This window comes from Prochlorococcus marinus XMU1405 (assembly GCF_017696275.1).
Classification (GTDB): domain Bacteria; phylum Cyanobacteriota; class Cyanobacteriia; order PCC-6307; family Cyanobiaceae; genus Prochlorococcus_A; species Prochlorococcus_A marinus_AB.
On sequence record NZ_JAAORF010000003.1, the window covers coordinates 183504 to 202159 of the forward strand.

An 18656-nucleotide genomic window follows, 5' to 3' on the forward strand; every position below is an offset into this window, starting at 1 on the left:
AAATTATTTAATTAAAAAATTTGTTAATTTAATTATTTCATTTTTATATTTTTTATTAAATGGATCTTTTATTAAAAAAAATAAATTAATTTTCTTTCCTAAACTTATAGTTGCGGCTAAATAGTGGATAATAATTTTTTCATCAACAACAAAATTTTCACTGATAAAATTATCGTTTTTAAGAGCCTCAGAGATTTCTTCCATATTAAATAAATTAAAACCAGATACTTTAAAGAATTCTCCATAAATTGGATTGCCCAATATTAAAGTAGATTTTCCTAACATCGCAGACTCAAGACCAGCAGTGCCAGCTATTGTTATATTAAGAAGCGAATTTTTTAGTAAATTTAGTGGGTTAACAATATTCCATTTATGAGTCCATTCTGATAAATAAATTATGTTATTTATCATGGATGTTTCTCTGATGAAGTCTGTAGTCCTATCTTGAATCATTGATCTATGATCTTTACAAATCATTGGGATTAATCCAATACTTGGTCTAAATAAATCTATTACTAATCTTTCAGATAAGATATTCCCATTAAATCTCGTTTCTGAATTCTCAACGGTATTTGGCATTGGGAAATAAATATAATTAATAGGTAATGCATCTAGGGCTTTAAATGGCTCCCATATCCTAAATAAGTTTCTTATTAAAACTAAAATATTATTTATGTGAGAAGGAACTGTATTTCCAATAATGTATTTCTTATATTTTTTAGTTAAAGGATATTTATAAAATTTTAAGTTTCCAATAAAAACTCTATATATCATCAAATATAAATAAATTAAAATTGATTTTAATAATGAAAAAGAAGCTTTTAAAGAAAATTTTGGAATTAAAACTGTTTTTTCTACCTCAGATGTAATATCTTTACTCGATCTAAATTTCTTTAATTCATTCTTTGCCTGCGAAAAATATTCATTTTCAATTTTTAGACTATACATTTTATTTGCTAAATTTTTACCTAACTCATTTGTTCTCAAATAATAATTATCAAAGCGACTTCTTATAACAGAACGGTATTCAATTCCATAAAAATTAGATACGCTTAAAAGAATAGTTCTACTGACATCATAAACATCGAAATCAATAATTAAGGATTCTTTATTATTTTCTAAAATATTGTGAAAGTATATTGCTTGAGAACATAAAACAAATTTTTGTAACTCTGGTGAATTATTTTTATTTTGAATTCTTCTATTTAAGTCAAATAATTGATTTGGTTCAGCACAAAGTTCATTAAGAATCAATTTAAAGGTATTTGGATCAAATTTTTTTAATTCATTAATAGAATTATTTTTCTCAATAATATTTCTAACAGATCTCCAGCAAGATATATATCTTCTGCCTTTAAAGTATTTCTTTATTAAACTATTAGATATAATTTCTTCAACAGGAGTTATTAATAAGATTTCTGGTTTGAATTTATTTTCTTCTTTTAAAATAACATCATATACTGCAGCTGCTATTGGGATAGTTACTTCCTTAGCTACTATAAATAATTTTCTTTTCATTTTTTAGTAAAAAAACTCGGTTAAATTTACCCCATATAAATTAATAAATATGAATTTAGTTTTTTAATTGAAGAAAATATATTTTCAATTAAAAATAATATTTCTGTAATTTGAATGTATTATGAGAGCATAAAAACATGCTGAATTAATATTACTATATTTTATGTCTTTTAAAATAGCATTTTTTGATTCATTAAAATATTTTTTTTGGGAGACAAATCTATAACTATTATTATTTTTTTTCCCTAAAAATAGTTCTTCTTTGGTAATTTTATCAAAATGTAATTTATTACTAAATCTTCCTCCAATAGGGAAAAGTCTTGCATAAGAATTAGTACCCTCAAAAATATCAATAATTTTCTTAATATTTCGCATATTATATTGTCTTACTCCATGCGTTAGATAAAGCCATAAACTAGGCGGAGAAGGAAATAGATGAATTTGAACAATATTTTTTTTTGTTTTAATAATAAAATTAGATATCTGCTCAAAAAAATATAAATCATTTTCAAAATGTTCTATTGCTGATTGAGTAATAAATAAATTTGTTTTTTTGGGAATAATTTTTTCTATAGAATTAGAATTTAGTTTTTTGAGATTTATAGATTTATCTCTAGAAATTTTATTCCAATTTAAATTATAAAATGAATCAACTCCTGTATAGTTTTCGTATCCATTAGAAAAATTTTTCAACATTATTGCGTATTTACCATCTCCACACCCAGTATCAAAAATGTTTATGGGACCAACTTCATTTTTTAATATTTTCCAACTAAGTTTTAACCAGAAAATATCTCCAAGCATCCTAGAAGGAGTATTACTTTTACTCATTATTTCCCAATCTTTTTTATTAATTTGAGGCTCAAAATTTTTTATTTTTAAGAATTTATAATCATGAGGATATTTTGGGAAAAGATTATTATTTAAAAAATTTAAAATCAACCAAATTAATTTACTTAAAAAAGATATTTTTTTATCTGCGTTTAGATTATGAAATGAAGAACACATATCTATATTTATGTAGGTAACTAATTATTAGAATGTTTTATTTAACAATATATCTTTTCAAAATTTCTTTCCAATTTTTATATAAAACTTTATTACTTTTAAAATAAAAATGGGGACTCGTATCAACGTAAAGTAATGTATTAGTTCGATTTGGATTTGTAAGACTACAAAAATTATCTGGACATAGGAAAGAATGAAAATCTACATATTTTACATTTCTTGACTTTGCTATCTTCTTATAAACTTTTGAGAGATTTTCTCTATCGATTAAGGATGCTTCTCTTGAAACTTTGCAATCTGAAAAGTTTCCATTTTTTACTACATTAATCAAATAATATTCAGAATTTTGGCATGGTTTAGGTACAGCATCAACTAATATCAAATCTGTTTTGTTTTCTAATGTTATATTTTTTAGATTATTTAATTGTTTTTCGAGATTATTAAGTAAATAAAAATCAGTTTCCCTAGGTAATTTTTTATTTTTATCTTTATTTTTAATTACATCATCTCTTTCAGTTGAAAAAATAACAATATCATCAGACCTTAAATTTTTTTGTAAAAATTTAAGCAAACTCTCATACTCTTTTTTTTCTTCATACTCCCTTATGTTTGTCCAAATATCTCTTTTCCTTCCAGCTAATGGATTTATCCTGAATTCAACAAGTGAGTTAAAAGGGTTTTTTATAGATTTTTTTTCTAGCGCATATAAAATACTTTGAACATGATTAGCAGAATGACTGTCCCCAATAACAAAAATCCTGGCTTTTGCATTTAAATTTAATGAAGTGCAAATTGAATTATCACTCTTAAGGTATAAATCTTTTAAGTTAATTAAATTTTCGCATTCAACTTGTTTTGATCCTTTATTTGATAACTGAAAATATGGATTTTGCCAAGGAGAAATTTTATTCCCATAATTAAAAACTTTTTGAAAAAAAGGATATTTATAGTTTTTAAAAAAGAAAAATTGATTAGGGAAAATTATACATAAAAAATAAACAAACCCAAAAACTAAAAATTTTAAAGATTTTATATTCAAAATAAACTTGTTAAAGAATTTTTCAATAGTGAGGTAATTTAGTATTGAAATTAATATTGAAATAAGTAAAGCAAAAACTCCCCCCAATAATGAATTACCCCATATCCATCTAGAAATTACTAAACAACCCCAATGCCATAAATATAAAGAATATGAAATTTTTCCTATTGAGACCATTAATCTACTACTTAAAATTTCTCCTACTATTTGAGATTTTCTAATGTTAATCAATAATAAAGATGTCAATAAAACAACTAATGGTGTAGAAATAACAGCATAAGAATTAGGTAATAAAAAAATTAAACAAATTAGTAATAAAGAAAATTCAGATGACAGAATTTCTGAGAATTTCGAAAAAACACTTTTTTTATTAACTAATAAGAAGACTAATACTCCTGCAGCAATCTCCCAAAATCGAAGTGGCATTAAAAAATAAGCTGCTGGCTGATTGATTTGATAAAAGAAGATAAAGCTTAAAAAAGAGATCGCAAAAAAACCACTCATCCAATAAAAAAGATTTTTTTTACGACCTAAAATTCCTTTTCCAAATCCAGTAAACCAATATATTAAAGGGAAAATAAAATAAAATTGTTCCTCAACTCCCAAAGACCAAGTATGCGTAAAAGGATTAAGTAAGGTTGAATCTGCGAAATAATCTGTTGCAGTTCTATAAAATGTAATATTAGATATACCTAATAAAGCTCTCTCTGCATAAGCTAAAAAGTTAGAGGGGTGTGGATTAAATAAACATATTAAGACTGTAATAATAACCACATATAACGCCAATGAAGGTAGTATTCTTTTTATTCTTCTTAAATAAAAGCCGGTTATAAAATCCTTAAAGTTATTATATTTTCTTTTAATTAATGAAGAAGTTATTACAAATCCCGAAATCACAAAAAATATATCTACACCTAAATATCCACTCGGAAGAAAATCTTTAGAGAGGTGATTTAAAACTACAGCAATTACAGCAAAAGCTCTAAGTCCATCAATTTCTGGAATATAAGTGTTTTTTTTTCTAGAGACAGAGTCTATGATTATAAATAAATTCTAATTTTTTATTATAACTATAATTATAAATTTTTCTCAAGGGCAGATAAATAGATATATTTATATACTGGAATATTTTTTAAAGTTATCTTATCTTATGGTTGTTCTTATTTTTAAATAGCTTATAAGTAAAATAAAAAATTTAAAATTTTTTGTAATTAATATTTCAAAAATATTCTGTGAAGAATTTTAAATTTTGTTAATCTAACCAAGTATGAAGATAAAAATTTCCTTTATATGAAAAATTTTCTTTAGTAATTTTTTAATTAAAAATAAATTTAGATTTCAATAGATATATTTTTACTTCCTAAAATTTAGAAAATAAAATGCAAGGTTGAATATACAGTTAATAGTCTTAAAAGGATTTCTATAGTATCTTAAATTTCTATAAACTAAATAAAAAAACCAAATTAAAATCTGGCAATCTAATTTATTATTAGAATATATATATAAGACATCCCTAAAAGCTAAAACTTCTTGTGTTTGATTGATTTTATATTTTAATTTATGTTTTTCGACTGTTTCCAAAGATTTCTTTCTTGAAGCCCAATTTGAATTGTCATAATTCATATAATATGACTTAACAGTTTTTATTTTATATTTACCTCTTTTTAAAATTGACCAAATAAAGCATTGATCATACATGGGATGAATCCAAATATCAGTTTTATATTTAACGAATTGACTACATGTATTGAATAAATTATTTGATGATATTGCAGCATAATAAGCTAAATTTGGTCCTCTTTGAAATTGATATTCCCAGAAATTATATTTTTTATTTGGTTCTAATTTATTATTTGTTTTAATGCTGGGATCACTTGGAATAGCTAAAACAATTTTCTCTTTTTGATTTTTCTGCAATATATTTAAAAAATTTACTAATGATTCGATATGAATTTTGTCATCATCAGTTAAAGATAAAGTAAAATTGGAATAAAAATTTTTAGTCAGATAATAATAATCTTTTTGATGACTTCTAACTTTAGATGAATAAAAAATATTATATCTGCCCTTAAAATCTTTATGATAAACTTCAACATTCAATCCCTCCCTCCTTCTATCTGCAATAAAAAGATTAAGATTAATATTTTTATCTATTTTTTTCTTAATTGAATATAAAGCCTCAATATCATTAATACATTTTTTTATATTGTATGCACAGAGCCAAATAATATTAATTTTTAACATAAACTTAAAGGATATAATTAAAAATATTTAGATATCTTTTCTTAAAAGATAGAAATAAAAAATTCCATAAGATTACCATTTCTTAAAATTAGGAATAAATGTATAAATATCTTTGTTTTTAAGGGATGTTGAAATTTCCTCTACGATATTCCATGGGAAAATTATTATTTTTTTTATATTTTCTTTCTCTAATTTATCGGCACTAAGAATTGGAATCAAACTTCCGGGCATATATTTATTTTGCTTACTTGGTGAATTATCTACTATAAATTTAATCAGATCTCTTTTTACTCCTGCGAAGTTCAATAAAGTATTAGCTTTCGCAGCGGCTCCATAACCACAAACTATATCATTTTCAATCTTCGAATTTAATAAAAATTGTAAAAAATTATCTTTTATTTTTTCTGCATTTAATTGAAGATTCCTGAAAATTTCAATGCTTTCTATATTAAAGGCTTTTTCTTTTTCAAGAATCATAAATACATTTTTAGAAACATCCTTTTTTTTATCTTTTGATAGCCAAACTCTTAAGCTACCTCCATGAGTATTGATGCTCTCAACGTCAAATAAATTTAACCCAAATTTTCTAGACAACCTTCTAATAAAGCTAAGACTTAAATAACTATAATGCTCATGATAAATAGTATCAAACTGATTATTAATCAATAAATTTAATAAATGTGGGAATTCAATACTAAAAATCCCACTTTCTTTAAGTATAAATTTAGCGCCTTTTATAAAATCATTTATATCAGGGACATGGGCTAAAACATTATTTGCAACAATTAAATCGACTCCTGTTTCTGGAATTAAATTCTCATTTTTCAAACGATATGCTAACTTTTCACCAAAAAATTCTTTTACTGTTTTTATACCTTTTTTTTCAGCCTCTAATGCGGTTTCATGAGTAGGTTCAACACCAATACATTTAATACCAAGTTTTTCAACATATTGAAGAAGATATCCATCGTTGCTTGCTATCTCAATTACAAAACTATTCTTGTTTAAATTGAATCTTTTTGCTGCCTTCTCAACATAATCTTTGGCATGATTACACCAGCTACTGGAAGTACTAGAAAAATAAGCATAATCTCTCGTAAAAAGCTCATTAGCTTTTGCATATTCTGGAAGTTGCGCTAACCAACATTTATTACAGACAAAAAGCTTTAATGGATATGTAACTTCCTGTATATCTAATTGTTCTTTAATCAAATATGCATTACTAGGGGGGTGATTACCTAAGTCAAGGACAGGTTCTCCTAAATTATTATCACAATGCCTACATTTAAATATCATCTTTAAGTAAAGGTAAAGTTTTATCCCTTGAGCTTACTACAGTAACATTTAGTGGCCAATTTATATTTAAAGAAGGATCATTCCAGCGAATTCCAGATTCATAATTTGGGGCATAATTTTTTGAATGCAAATACAAAAGCTCACAATTATTTAAGAGGGTTTGAAATCCATGCGCACATCCATCTGGAATTATTAATGCATTACTTTTTTTTTCGCATAATTCATATGCGATCCATTTCTTATATGTTTCTGAATATGGTCTCAAATCTACTGCAACATCCCATACTTTACCTTTAATACATCTTATAATTTTATATTCTGAAAAAGGAACTTTTTGAAAATGTAATCCCCTTACTGAGCCTTTCAGCTTAGTAAATGAAATATTTACTTGAGATATCTGTTTTTCAGACCATATATCTTTTGTAAATTTATTATTTTCTTTAAAGCAACTTAAGAAATAACCTCTTTCATCTTCAATTTTTGGAGTTTGAATTTCTAATACCCCTTTTATGTATGGTGTTTCCATTTAATAAAATTATAATTTGTAAGACGATTCCGAAATTTTTTGAATTGATAATTTCTTAAAATTCGAAATTTTAATAAATAACATGTCTTGATAAATAAAGAGAAAAAGGCAATTTAAACTAATCCCATTTTTTCCATGGGGCCACTTTTTTTTGCCAAAGTTCTTCTAATTTATTTTTATCACGTAAAGTATCCATCGGCTGCCAAAAATCTTTATGCTTAAAAGCAACTAATTCATTTTTTTTTGCTAAAACTGGCAAAACTTCTTCCTCCCAACTTGTATTGTCTCCACTAATTAGGTTAATAACCTCATTCTTCAAAACAAAAAATCCACCATTTATCCAAGCATTATCTCCATCTGGTTTTTCTTGAAAATTACTTATCAAATCATCTTCTATCTTCAAAGCGCCATATCTTCCAGGTGGCTGAACAGCAGTCATAGTGGCTAATCTATTTTTTTTATTATGGTATTTAATCAGCTTGTCTATATTTACATTTGATAATCCATCACCGTAAGTAAAGCAAAATGACTCGTCAGCTTCAAGGAAATTTTGCACTCTTTTTAGTCTTCCACCTGTTTGCGTACTTTCACCGGTATCAATAAGAGTAACTTTCCATGGTTCTGTTTTCCTTTCATGAATCTGAATTTTGTTATTTTCGTGAAAATTAAAGGTTACATCGCAATTATGCAAAAAATAATTTGCGAAATATTCCTTTACTAAATAACTTTTATATCCGCAGCAAATAATAAATTCATTAATGCCATAAGAACTGTATAGTTTTAAAATATGCCAAAGGATTGGCTTTCCTCCTATCTCAACCATAGGCTTTGGTTTTAGATGAGTTTCCTCGCTTAATCTAGTACCAAAACCCCCTGCCAAAACAACCAGTTTCATATCAAATTGATCTCCTTAAAATACATTATAAATATTATTCAAATAATGTTAATTATTTTAAAAATTTGATAAAGTATAATTCCATTTTTAATATAAATTCTTTTCTATTCCAATAAAAAAGAATTTATATTTTCTTTAATACACTCATAAGGAGAGTTCCCATTATTCACGTCTTTGTACCATTTAACTGTTTGGTATAAAGTTTTTCTAATATCCCATTTTGGAGACCAATTTAGTTCTTTTTGAGCTTTATTTATAGAAAGCGCCAAATATTTCGACTCTGACGGTTGATTACCTAATATTTCTATTTCCAAATCGTTTCCCCAATAAACTGAAATTAAATAAACTAATTCTTGAACAGATAAAATATCATCCAATTTAGGTCCAAAGTTATATTCGAAGCTTGTTTGTTTATTCATCTGTTTTTCCGCCAATGTCATGTATCCCCATAAGGGGTCTAATACATGTTGCCATGGTCTTACTGCTTCAGGATAACGAAGTTTAAGAGGTGCACTTTTTATAAGTGATCGAATAGTATCTGGGACAATACGATCTTTAGCCCAATCACCTCCGCCAATGACATTTCCTGCTCTGACTGTAGCAATTTTTATATTATTTCCAAAGAAAGATTTACGCCATGATTTAGTAGCTAATTCTACTGCTGTTTTACTCGAACTATAAGGATCATGGCCCCCAAGCTTATCATCCTCTTTAAAACCATTAATCTTTGAGATGTTTTCATAAACCTTATCTGTAGTTACTATTATAACTGAGCAATTTTTGAGAGATCTTAAAGATTCAAGTAAATTTATAGAGCCAATTACGTTAGTTTCCCAGGTAAGTTTAGGGTTGGAATAACTTTCTCTTACGAGTGGTTGAGCTGCAAGATGAAAAATCACATCTGGATTAAATTCTAAAATTGCATCCTTAAGTTCATCACTTCTTCGTATATCAATATCATCATGAGTATATAAATTTTTATCAATGTTTTCTTTAAAATTACTATCTTCGATCAAAGAATTGTAAAGCACGTTTGTTGAGTCAGGCTTAAGAGCAATACCCTTAACGAGACTTTCATAATTCAAAAGACAACAAGTTAACCAAGATCCCTTAAAGCCTGTATCACCAGTGATTAATACTTTTTTATTTTTCCAGAAGTTAATCATCTTAAACCAATTACTTTTATTTTACTTCATTAAAAGAATTCAATGTTTTTTAGAGTGATATTTACTTTTATAAATAGCTAATTATTTTTAAAATTTTTAAAAATACCTTTTACTTAAAATTATAATATGATTTCTTCAAATTAATTAACTAATTAATTTTAAAAGATGGTTTATTTTAAAGAATATTTAATTTAAATTGTAAAATTTTCAAAATTATAAATATCAAATTTTTTTAAATCTAAATTTTAAAGTTAATTATTAATAATAAGACTTTAAGAAACTGATTTTAAAAAAGAATTTCTTTTAATATTGTTTGTACTATTATGAATTAGTAATTCATTATTTAAATTGGAAGATAAAAAATTTATTCCTGTTTTCAAACCACTTATAGAAAATGAAGAAATAGAATCTGCCATAGAATCATTAGAATTAGGTTGGTTAGGAATGGGTAGTTACGTAAATAAATTTGAGAATGAGGTAAGAAAAATATGTGACATTGAAAATTCAAAAAAAAGAGACCTCGCAGCTGTAAGCACTGGACATGCTGCAATTCATTTATCTTTATTAATGATTGGAGTAAAAGCAGGGGATGAAGTGATAACTCCATCTTTTAATAATTCTGCTGATTTTCAAGCTATAAAAGCTTGTGGTGCAGATCCGGTTTTTGTAGACGTAAATAAAGATACTTTATGTATTGATTGCGATAAAGTTGTTGAATTAATAAATACAAAAACTAAATGTATTATTGCTATGGATTATGATATTCATCTATGCGACCATAATAGATTAAAAGAAATATCTAAAAAATATAATATTCCAATTTTGCATGATGCTGCTCATTCCTTTGGCGCTTATTATGAAGGCATACCAATTGGAAATCAACATCAATATACAATTTTTAGTTTTGATCCTGTAAAAACAATCACTTGTATAGATGGAGGAATTATTGTGACTTCAAATCCTGCTGAAATAAAGAGAATACATGCTAAACGTCTTATTGGTATGACCCAATCTGCAAATTTAATGTATACAAATTCAAGAGCATGGACTTATGATATGAATGAAATAGGATTTAGATATCATATGGCAAATACTCATGCTGCCATTGGATTAGCCCAATTAAATAAACTTGATAATATAAGAACAAATCGTCAAAGAATATGCAAAAAATATTATGATTCTCTTAAACATAATAACTGGCTTATAGCCCCTAGTGGAGAATTCGACAATATAAACCCGTTCTTATATTATATAAGAGTAATAAATGATCAAAGAGATAAGCTTAGGGAATATCTTAAAAACCTTGGAATTGATACTGGAATTCACTGGCAACCAGGACACAAATTTTCTTTTCTTAAAAATGAAAAAAGAGGAGATCTTAGTATTACAGAAGAGATCGCTAAGCAAATATTATCTTTACCGTTACACTCAAACATGTCAGAAGAAGAACTGGATTATATTATATCCGCAATAAATAATTTCATTTAAATACATGGATTATGGTACTGATTATGCTGAAATTTATGACATCCTTAGTTCTCATAAAAAATATAAAATAGAGACTAATAGACTTCATACATTTCTTAGCGAAATTGGTATAGATAAAAATAAAGATAATATTTTAAGTGTTGGATGTGGAACTGGAACTCATGAATTACTTTTGGCTGATAAAGATTTTTCCATAGTGGGAATTGATGCATCAAAAAATATGATTGAAAGAGCTAAAAGCAAAAACAATTTTAAAAATATTTATTTCATTCCTAAAACTTTGGAGGATTTCAATCCTTCAAAAAAATTTTCTTTTGCATATTCACTCTTTAATGTTATAAATTGTTTATCAACACTTTCAGATTTAATAAGTTTTTTTAAACATCTAAATAAAAATTTAAACCCATCTTCGAAAATTTACATTGAATTTTGGCACTCAATACCATGTATTATTGATCCTCCAAAAAAAGTAATTCGTAATTATGTTGATAAAAATCAAAAATATAATTTAAAAAGAATTGCTACTCCAGCTAATAATTTTATTAACCAAGAAGTAATTATTAAATATCAAATAGAGGGTGAAAATAATGGCAAAATTATTAACTTTCAATCCACACATAAAATTACTCTTTTTACAATTCTAGAAATAGAATATGCTCTTCAAATAAATGGTTTTGAAAATATAAGTTTTTATAGCGCATTACCAGAGATGAAAAAACTTAATAAAGATGAATTAATAAAAGAAAGGATGATAGCAATTGTTGCAAACAAAATAAAAGTTTGAATAAGGCAATCTCTATATAATAAAGTTGAAAAATAATTATTAATATGACGCAAGATTTTACTTTTTTATCTAATCTTTCAAAAATAATATTAAAAGATGGAACTGAATTACCTTTAAATGATCCAAAGGCTTTTGAAGTCATAAGTAAAGCTTGGATAAGAAGTGGATGGGATACGAAATATGTATATAGCTTTTCATGGCTTGGAAGGCCAATAATTCAATTACCTGAGGACATCATAAGAATTCAAGAAGTAATTTATGAAGTAAAGCCAGACGTAATAATTGAAACAGGTATTGCTCATGGGGGTTCATTAATTTTTTATGCTTCAATATTAAATGCTCTTGGTAAAGGAAGAGTTATAGGAATAGATATTGAAATTAGAAAACATAATCGGGAAGCTATTGAATCACATAATCTTTCCAAATTTATTACTCTTTTTGAGGGAAGCTCTATTGATAAAAATATCTTTAATTCTGTTAAGTCGAATATCAATAAGAAAGAAAAAGTACTTGTAATTTTAGATAGTAATCACCTTAAAGATCACGTTTATGAAGAGTTACAATTATACTCTGAACTGGTATCAATCGATAGTTATATTGTTGCTTGTGATGGAATAATGAAAGATGTATGCGGCGCTCCAAGAACACGACCAGACTGGGAATGGAATAATCCTTTATCTGCAATAGATGAATTCATCACATCTAATAATAAATTTATAATTGAGGAACCTAAATGGCCATTTAACGAGGGCAGTATAAAAGATAGAGTGACATATTGGCCTAAAGCTTTTCTTAAAAGAATTTAAACTCATAGTAGAAGATTATCTACACTAGATTATTATTAGCAGGATTATTTATTTTTTTTTATATTTATCTGAACCTAAATAATTTTCATTAGTAATAAAATATAAAATTTTTCGCATTAAAGTTTCAGCACCTAACTCAGATAAATGATCAGTATCCCCAGGCCTAAAATAAATATTATATTCTTCTATATCTCTACAACAATTTATCTCATTAATAGGATCAATAAATTTTATATTATCAATACTTTCAAGACTTTCCTTGAATTTATTATTTAGATTAATCGCATTCCTTTTTTCTTCTTTTAAAACATATTTAGGTGGGAAAGGCCTAAACCATTCTTTGCTTGATATTTTAAGTAAGTTATTCCTCATTGTTGCGCCTACAAAAATTATTTTTATACCTTTTTGGTCAGCTTTTTTTGAGAAGTTAATTAATGTATTTTTATAAATTTGAAATTTTGCTTCACCTTCAGAAGGCAAATTACCATTTTTATCATACAAATTATGTCTAACATCTCTAAGAGAATTATCGCCAAGATGCGAAAGGTGATAATTATAAATAACCACAACATCATTTTTAGAAAGAAATTTCAAAATTTTATTAGTAGCTAATTTTAAATACCGATCACACTCTTTTGGTTTTAGGCCATTTTCAGGATAAGGGAATGGACAGCCATTAAATGAATAATTGATTAAATTATTGCCTTCATTAAATACCAGTTTTTGAGACTTCATTAAAGTTAAGTTATGACTATCTCCAACAAAAGCAACAGTTCTACCATTTTTATTTTGAGGATTATAAATTATACATTTTTCAAAGATATTAAGCATATCTTTTTCTGAGTAGCTTTTTTCTCCATGACAAACCTTTCCGTTTATTTCTTTTTTAACTGAATATATATTATCTCTCCAATTATTAGTAATTTCATTACCATTATCTAAGCTATCTCTACCTAAATAGAGTTTGCCCTTCAAAGGATTTTCAAAAATAAAAAGAAAGCTACCAGAAAAGATTAAAAGTAAAATCCCCTTTAATATTGTTTTCCACTTATATAAACTCCATACTTTATTTCTAAATGGTTCCTCTATCCACTTATATGAAGCTAGAGAAATCAAATAAATGATTGCCAATTGAAAAGGAACACTCCAAAAATGAACTCCTATTGAAAATCTACTTATACAAAGAACTGACCAATGCCACAGATAAAGAGAGTATGACATTTTACCTATGTGAAGAACTTTTTTATTTACAAAAAAATTAAAAATATTACTCCCTCTCTTAAGACAACAAATTAGTAATGAAGTTAAAAATACTATTGAGATTGTTGCTAAAACTGAGAAATTAATTGGCAGACTTAGTACTATAACAATTAATAAAAAAATGATTAAAGGATTCAAATTAGTTAATTTTTTTGTAAATTTTTTATTACTTTTTAAGATTAGAAACGTAAGACAACCTGCTGCCATTTCCCAAAACCTTGTAGGCATTAAAAAATATGCAGCACTTGGATTTAATCTGCTAATTATTATGTAACTTGAGAGAGAAAGAAAAATTAAAAAGATTATAGTAATAAAAAGATTTTTGATACCATTTTTAGATTGTTTACCAAAACCTGAAAACCATATTAAAAATGGAAATAAAAAGTAAAATTGCTCCTCTAAGTCAAGAGACCAAGTATGAGTAAAAGCATTAAATTGGGTTGATTCTGCAAAATAGTCTGTAGATTGTTTAAGAAGGTAAAAATTAGAAAGACCAAATAAAGAAGTTATTCCTGTACGCAATGTTATTAAAGGAAATGGATTAAAAAAACATATAAGCACCCCAGTAATAAGTGTGAAAGGTATTAAGGCAGGAATAAGTCTCTTAATACGTCTTTCAAAGAAACTAATTAGGAAATCTTGGAAATTTTTATTCTTTCGCCAAGCCAAGGATGATGTTATTACATATCCAGAGATAACAAAAAAAATATCTACTCCTAAGTATCCTCCAGGCAAAATATTCTTATTAAAGTGATTAATAATAACAGCAATTACTGCAAAGGCCCTCAGTCCGTCTATTTCATTTCTGTATTTAGATTTTATTAAATTTGTATTATTCAAACCAAAATTAAAAATAACACACCTTAATTATCTTATAAAAAAGTGTCTATTCTTGATTGTTAATTATTCTTTTTTTTACGTAATCGAGATTTGCTGACAAATTATAGCTTTCATTAATAATTCCATTAAGAGAATTTTCCAAAATTTAGCTATATCCTCAACTATCAACCCATTTAATTCTAATCATTAGATTCATAATAATCACCCAAATATTTTGCTATCACAAATAAAATTTTATGGAGCCAAGGGGATTCGAACCCCTGACCCCCTGCATGCCATGCAGGTGCTCTACCAGCTGAGCTATGGCCCCTTAGAGAAATAATAATGCATCTTTTAAAAATTAAAAAGTAAACTTTTTTAATATATATGAGAACTAAAAAAATTTTTTTCAACAATTAATGATTACTTTATTTTTAATAAAATGTTTAATCAAACAAAAACAAATTATTATTAATTTTATTTATTAAAAACCTTACATATATTGTTTAATAGAATTAATAATATAATTCTATAAAGTAAATTATTATAAATAACTTTATAAAAATATCTTTATGAGAAATATTGCAGAACAAACAGGTTTACTTTTTGGGTCTTGCTGGCCAGAATTCACAAAAAAACAATATGAAGAATCTGTTAATTTATTTACTAAAAGAGCTTTAGCCAATAATTTTGATCTTAAGTGGATTGAAGGTAAGTATTGCCTTGATGCAGGATGTGGCGGAGGAAGATATTCTGTTGCATTATCTGCTCATGGTGCAAAAAAGATAATTGCAATGGATATATCTAAGACTGGAATAAAGGAGGCATCTGAGAGAACCAAAGACATAAGTAATATTTCATATGTTAATGCATCTGTTCTTGATATCCCTTTCCAAGCAAATGAATTTGATTTCGTTTGGTCAGCAGGAGTTATACATCACACGACAGACTTTAACAAAGCATTATCAGAATTATCTAGAGTAAACAAATCTGGGGGTAAATTATTTTTATTAATTTATGGAAGTGGAGGCTTAAGATGGAAAGCAATTAAATCTTTAAGACCAATAGTAGTCGATTTAGGAGATAATTTTTTAAGTAATGCTATAGATGAAGCTGGTTTACCTGCAAATAATAAATATCACTTTAGGGACGATTTAACAGTACCTATTCAAAAATTAACATCAAAAAAAGAAATTATAGAACTTCTTAAATTAAATAATTATGAGAATATAGAGAGATGGGAAGGTGAAACTTTTGATCATGAAAGTAGTTGTGAAAAAAGTTTAGATGATTTGAGAAAACAGCTTATTGTTTGCAAAGCAATGATAGATATTTCAACCACACCACTAGAAAATTGCTTATCCAAGCTTTGTTATGAGATCAGTCAAAATTATGTTAACTTTTCTGAGCAAACAATACTAGATAAAAACCTTACTGAAGCGCAAAAAAAAGAAATAATTATTGGTCAAGGTAATCATAGAATTACGGCAAATAAAAAATAAATAATCCTTTACCTTTATGAGTGCAAAAAAAGCTTTAATAACAGGGATTACAGGGCAAGATGGAAGTTACCTAGCAGAATTTCTTCTTAATAAGGGTTATGAAGTTCATGGCATTAAAAGAAGATCAAGTAGTTTTAATACAGAAAGGATAAACCATCTTTATCAAGATCCTCACGAAAACAACCCAAATTTAATATTGCACTACGGAGATTTAACAGATAGTACTAATTTAATAAGGATACTTCAAAATGTGCAGCCTGATGAGATATACAATTTAGGTGCCCAAAGTCATGTTGCTGTAAGTTTTGAAACTCCAGAATACACAGCTAATTGTGATGCGATTGGAACTTTAAGACTTCTAGAGGCAATCAGAATATTAAACCTTACGAAAAAAACAAAATTTTATCAGGCCAGCACGAGTGAACTTTATGGGAAGGTATTTGAAACTCCTCAAAAAGAATCAACACCTTTCTATCCTAGGAGTCCGTATGGCGTAGCTAAACTTTACGCCTATTGGATCACAATCAATTATAGAGAGGCTTATGGAATTTTTGCTTGTAATGGAATTTTATTTAATCATGAGAGTCCTAGAAGAGGAGAAACTTTTGTGACCAGAAAAATTACACGCGGATTGACAAGGATTGATGCTGGTTTAGATAAATGTATTTTTCTAGGTAATTTAAATGCAAAGAGAGATTGGGGTCATGCAAAGGATTATGTAAGAATGCAATGGTTAATGCTTCAACAAGATGATCCAGATGATTATGTTATTGCTACAGGAAAGATGTACACCATAAGAGAATTTATTGAGACTTGTGCAGTTAAGCTTAAATGGAACAACTCTCAATATAAAAAAGGAATAATTTGGGAAGGTGAAGGCCTTAATGAGATAGGCAAAAGAGCCGATACTAAAGAAATAGTTATTAGAGTTGATAAAAGATACTTTAGACCTACAGAGGTAGAAGAATTAGTAGGAGATGCTGAAAAAGGATTTAAAAAATTAGGTTGGGTTCCAGAAATAGAATTAGAAGAGATGATTGAAGAAATGATTGAGGAAGATAAAAACAAAGCATCTGAAGAATCAATACTTTTGAAAAAAGGATTTAATATAAAAAGTTCTTTTGAATCTCCTCCCACTAATTAAAATATTTGATTAATGATTAAGAAAATACGCTTTAGTGACAAAATCTTTTTAGCCGGTTCATCTGGAATGGTTGGGAATGCCGTAAAAAAAAGTCTCGAAAAAGCTGGTTATGGTATGAAGATTCATAATGGGCAAATACTTTTTCCCTCAAAAAAAGAATTAAACTTATTAGAAGAAAATTCTGTTAATAATTGGTTTAAAGAAAATAAACCTGAAGTGGTGATATTAGCGGCCGCAAAAGTTGGTGGTATTTATGCAAACTCTCATTATCCTGCTGAATTTTTGCTAGAGAATTTAAAAATCCAAATTAATGTAATTCAATCCGCCTGGAGGCACAATTCAAGAAGATTAATTTTTTTAGGAAGTAGTTGTATATATCCAAAGTTTGCTGATCAACCAATAAAGGAGGAGTATCTTTTAAATAGCTCATTAGAAGAAACTAATCAGAATTACGCTATAGCAAAAATAGCTGGTTTAAAACTATGTGAGTCATTAAGATCACAATATGGTTTTGATGCTATTACATTAATGCCAACAAATTTATATGGTCCCCACGATAATTATCACCCAGATAATAGCCATGTAATAGCTGCTTTAATAAGAAAATTTGTTATTGCAAAAAAAGAAAATTTATCAAAAGTTATCTGTTGGGGAACTGGTTCAGCACTTCGAGAATTTATGCATGTTGCAGACCTTGCTGATGCAATAATTTTTTGTCTTGAAAACTGGGATCCTACTTCCATTAACTCTCCAAAAGATGATTTTGGTAATTCACTAAATCATTTAAATGTTGGAACGGGGATTGATATTTCGATAAAAGATTTATCTTATAAGATTTCAAAAATAGTTGGATTTAAAGGAGAGATTAATTGGGACAAATCAAAACCTGATGGGACTCCAAGAAAACTATTAGATGTTAGTAGGATAAAAAAATTAGGCTGGTCTCCAAAAATAGATTTAGATACTGGAATTAAAAAAACACTTCAACAACTTGATTTGCCATCTCTCTATAATTTTTAATTTAACTCAGTATTAATAAATTTAAATTCGCATGGAGATATCATTTCATACAAAAATTAATTATTTATAGATTTTTATAATAAAGAAATCTATAAAAGTAATTTTAATAAAGGAAAAAATTACGGATCAATTTAATTGAAA

Annotated in this window: 15 protein-coding genes and 1 tRNA gene; 6 read left to right on the forward strand and 10 right to left on the reverse strand. The window is 26.8% G+C overall.

The features are described from left to right. Positions 1 to 3 precede the first annotated feature (3 nt). From HA148_RS06975 to rfbG, 8 genes are all read right to left on the reverse strand, one after another. On the reverse strand, positions 4 to 1518 hold the full coding sequence (locus HA148_RS06975; protein ID WP_209131414.1) for a hypothetical protein: 1515 nt from the start codon (positions 1516 to 1518) through the stop codon (positions 4 to 6). An 84-nt stretch (positions 1519 to 1602) separates the two neighbouring features. After that, positions 1603 to 2526: a hypothetical protein gene (locus tag HA148_RS06980; protein ID WP_209131416.1), complete on the reverse strand. Its 924-nt coding sequence runs from the start codon at positions 2524 to 2526 to the stop codon at positions 1603 to 1605. Positions 2527 to 2563: 37 nt separating this feature from the next. Further along, positions 2564 to 4609, reverse strand: coding sequence for an acyltransferase family protein (locus HA148_RS09690; RefSeq protein WP_209132200.1), 2046 nt, complete (start codon positions 4607 to 4609; stop codon positions 2564 to 2566). A 309-nt stretch (positions 4610 to 4918) separates the two neighbouring features. Continuing rightward, positions 4919 to 5809: a hypothetical protein gene (locus tag HA148_RS06990; protein ID WP_209131418.1), complete on the reverse strand. Its 891-nt coding sequence runs from the start codon at positions 5807 to 5809 to the stop codon at positions 4919 to 4921. A 72-nt stretch (positions 5810 to 5881) separates the two neighbouring features. Further along, the gene (locus HA148_RS06995) at positions 5882 to 7105 is read right to left on the reverse strand and encodes a class I SAM-dependent methyltransferase (protein WP_209131420.1); all 1224 of its coding nucleotides are present in this window, start codon (positions 7103 to 7105) and stop codon (positions 5882 to 5884) included. Then, positions 7095 to 7631, reverse strand: coding sequence for a dTDP-4-dehydrorhamnose 3,5-epimerase (rfbC, locus tag HA148_RS07000; protein WP_209131422.1), 537 nt, complete (start codon positions 7629 to 7631; stop codon positions 7095 to 7097). The genes HA148_RS06995 and rfbC overlap by 11 nt, the downstream gene beginning before the upstream one ends. Positions 7632 to 7749: 118 nt before the next feature. Continuing rightward, positions 7750 to 8526, reverse strand: coding sequence for a glucose-1-phosphate cytidylyltransferase (rfbF, locus tag HA148_RS07005; protein WP_209131424.1), 777 nt, complete (start codon positions 8524 to 8526; stop codon positions 7750 to 7752). Between the two features lie 104 nt (positions 8527 to 8630). Next, complete coding sequence (gene rfbG, locus HA148_RS07010) at positions 8631 to 9692, reverse strand: CDP-glucose 4,6-dehydratase (RefSeq protein ID WP_209131426.1); 1062 nt, start codon at positions 9690 to 9692, stop codon at positions 8631 to 8633. Positions 9693 to 10040: 348 nt separating this feature from the next. Between rfbG and HA148_RS07015 the strand changes: the two genes are divergently transcribed. The 3 genes from HA148_RS07015 to HA148_RS07025 are packed head-to-tail and all read left to right on the forward strand — an operon-like array spanning position 10041 to position 12770. Continuing rightward, positions 10041 to 11180 carry a DegT/DnrJ/EryC1/StrS family aminotransferase gene (locus HA148_RS07015; protein WP_209131428.1) on the forward strand — a complete coding sequence of 380 codons (1140 nt, stop codon included), beginning with the start codon at positions 10041 to 10043 and terminating at the stop codon, positions 11178 to 11180. Positions 11181 to 11184: 4 nt separating this feature from the next. After that, the gene (locus HA148_RS07020) at positions 11185 to 11964 is read left to right on the forward strand and encodes a class I SAM-dependent DNA methyltransferase (protein WP_209131430.1); all 780 of its coding nucleotides are present in this window, start codon (positions 11185 to 11187) and stop codon (positions 11962 to 11964) included. Positions 11965 to 12008: 44 nt separating this feature from the next. Further along, positions 12009 to 12770 carry a cephalosporin hydroxylase family protein gene (locus tag HA148_RS07025; RefSeq protein ID WP_209131432.1) on the forward strand — a complete coding sequence of 254 codons (762 nt, stop codon included), beginning with the start codon at positions 12009 to 12011 and terminating at the stop codon, positions 12768 to 12770. Between the two features lie 48 nt (positions 12771 to 12818). On the opposite strand, the gene HA148_RS07030 is transcribed toward HA148_RS07025, so the two are convergent. Beyond that, positions 12819 to 14870, reverse strand: coding sequence for an acyltransferase family protein (locus HA148_RS07030; RefSeq protein WP_209131435.1), 2052 nt, complete (start codon positions 14868 to 14870; stop codon positions 12819 to 12821). A gap of 237 nt (positions 14871 to 15107) precedes the next feature. Further along, positions 15108 to 15180: transfer RNA gene (locus HA148_RS07035), tRNA-Ala, on the reverse strand. Positions 15181 to 15421: 241 nt separating this feature from the next. Between HA148_RS07035 and HA148_RS07040 the strand changes: the two genes are divergently transcribed. Genes HA148_RS07040 through HA148_RS07050 form a run of 3 tightly spaced genes read left to right on the forward strand, consistent with a single transcriptional unit; the run spans position 15422 to position 18515 of the window. Further along, the gene (locus tag HA148_RS07040; RefSeq protein WP_209131437.1) at positions 15422 to 16351 is read left to right on the forward strand and encodes a class I SAM-dependent methyltransferase; all 930 of its coding nucleotides are present in this window, start codon (positions 15422 to 15424) and stop codon (positions 16349 to 16351) included. Positions 16352 to 16367: 16 nt separating this feature from the next. After that, entirely contained in the window at positions 16368 to 17495 is a 1128-nt protein-coding gene (gene gmd / locus HA148_RS07045; RefSeq protein ID WP_209131439.1) for a GDP-mannose 4,6-dehydratase, read from the forward strand. Positions 17496 to 17507: 12 nt separating this feature from the next. Continuing rightward, the gene (locus HA148_RS07050) at positions 17508 to 18515 is read left to right on the forward strand and encodes a GDP-L-fucose synthase family protein (RefSeq protein WP_209131441.1); all 1008 of its coding nucleotides are present in this window, start codon (positions 17508 to 17510) and stop codon (positions 18513 to 18515) included. The last annotated feature ends 141 nt before the right edge of the window (positions 18516 to 18656 follow it).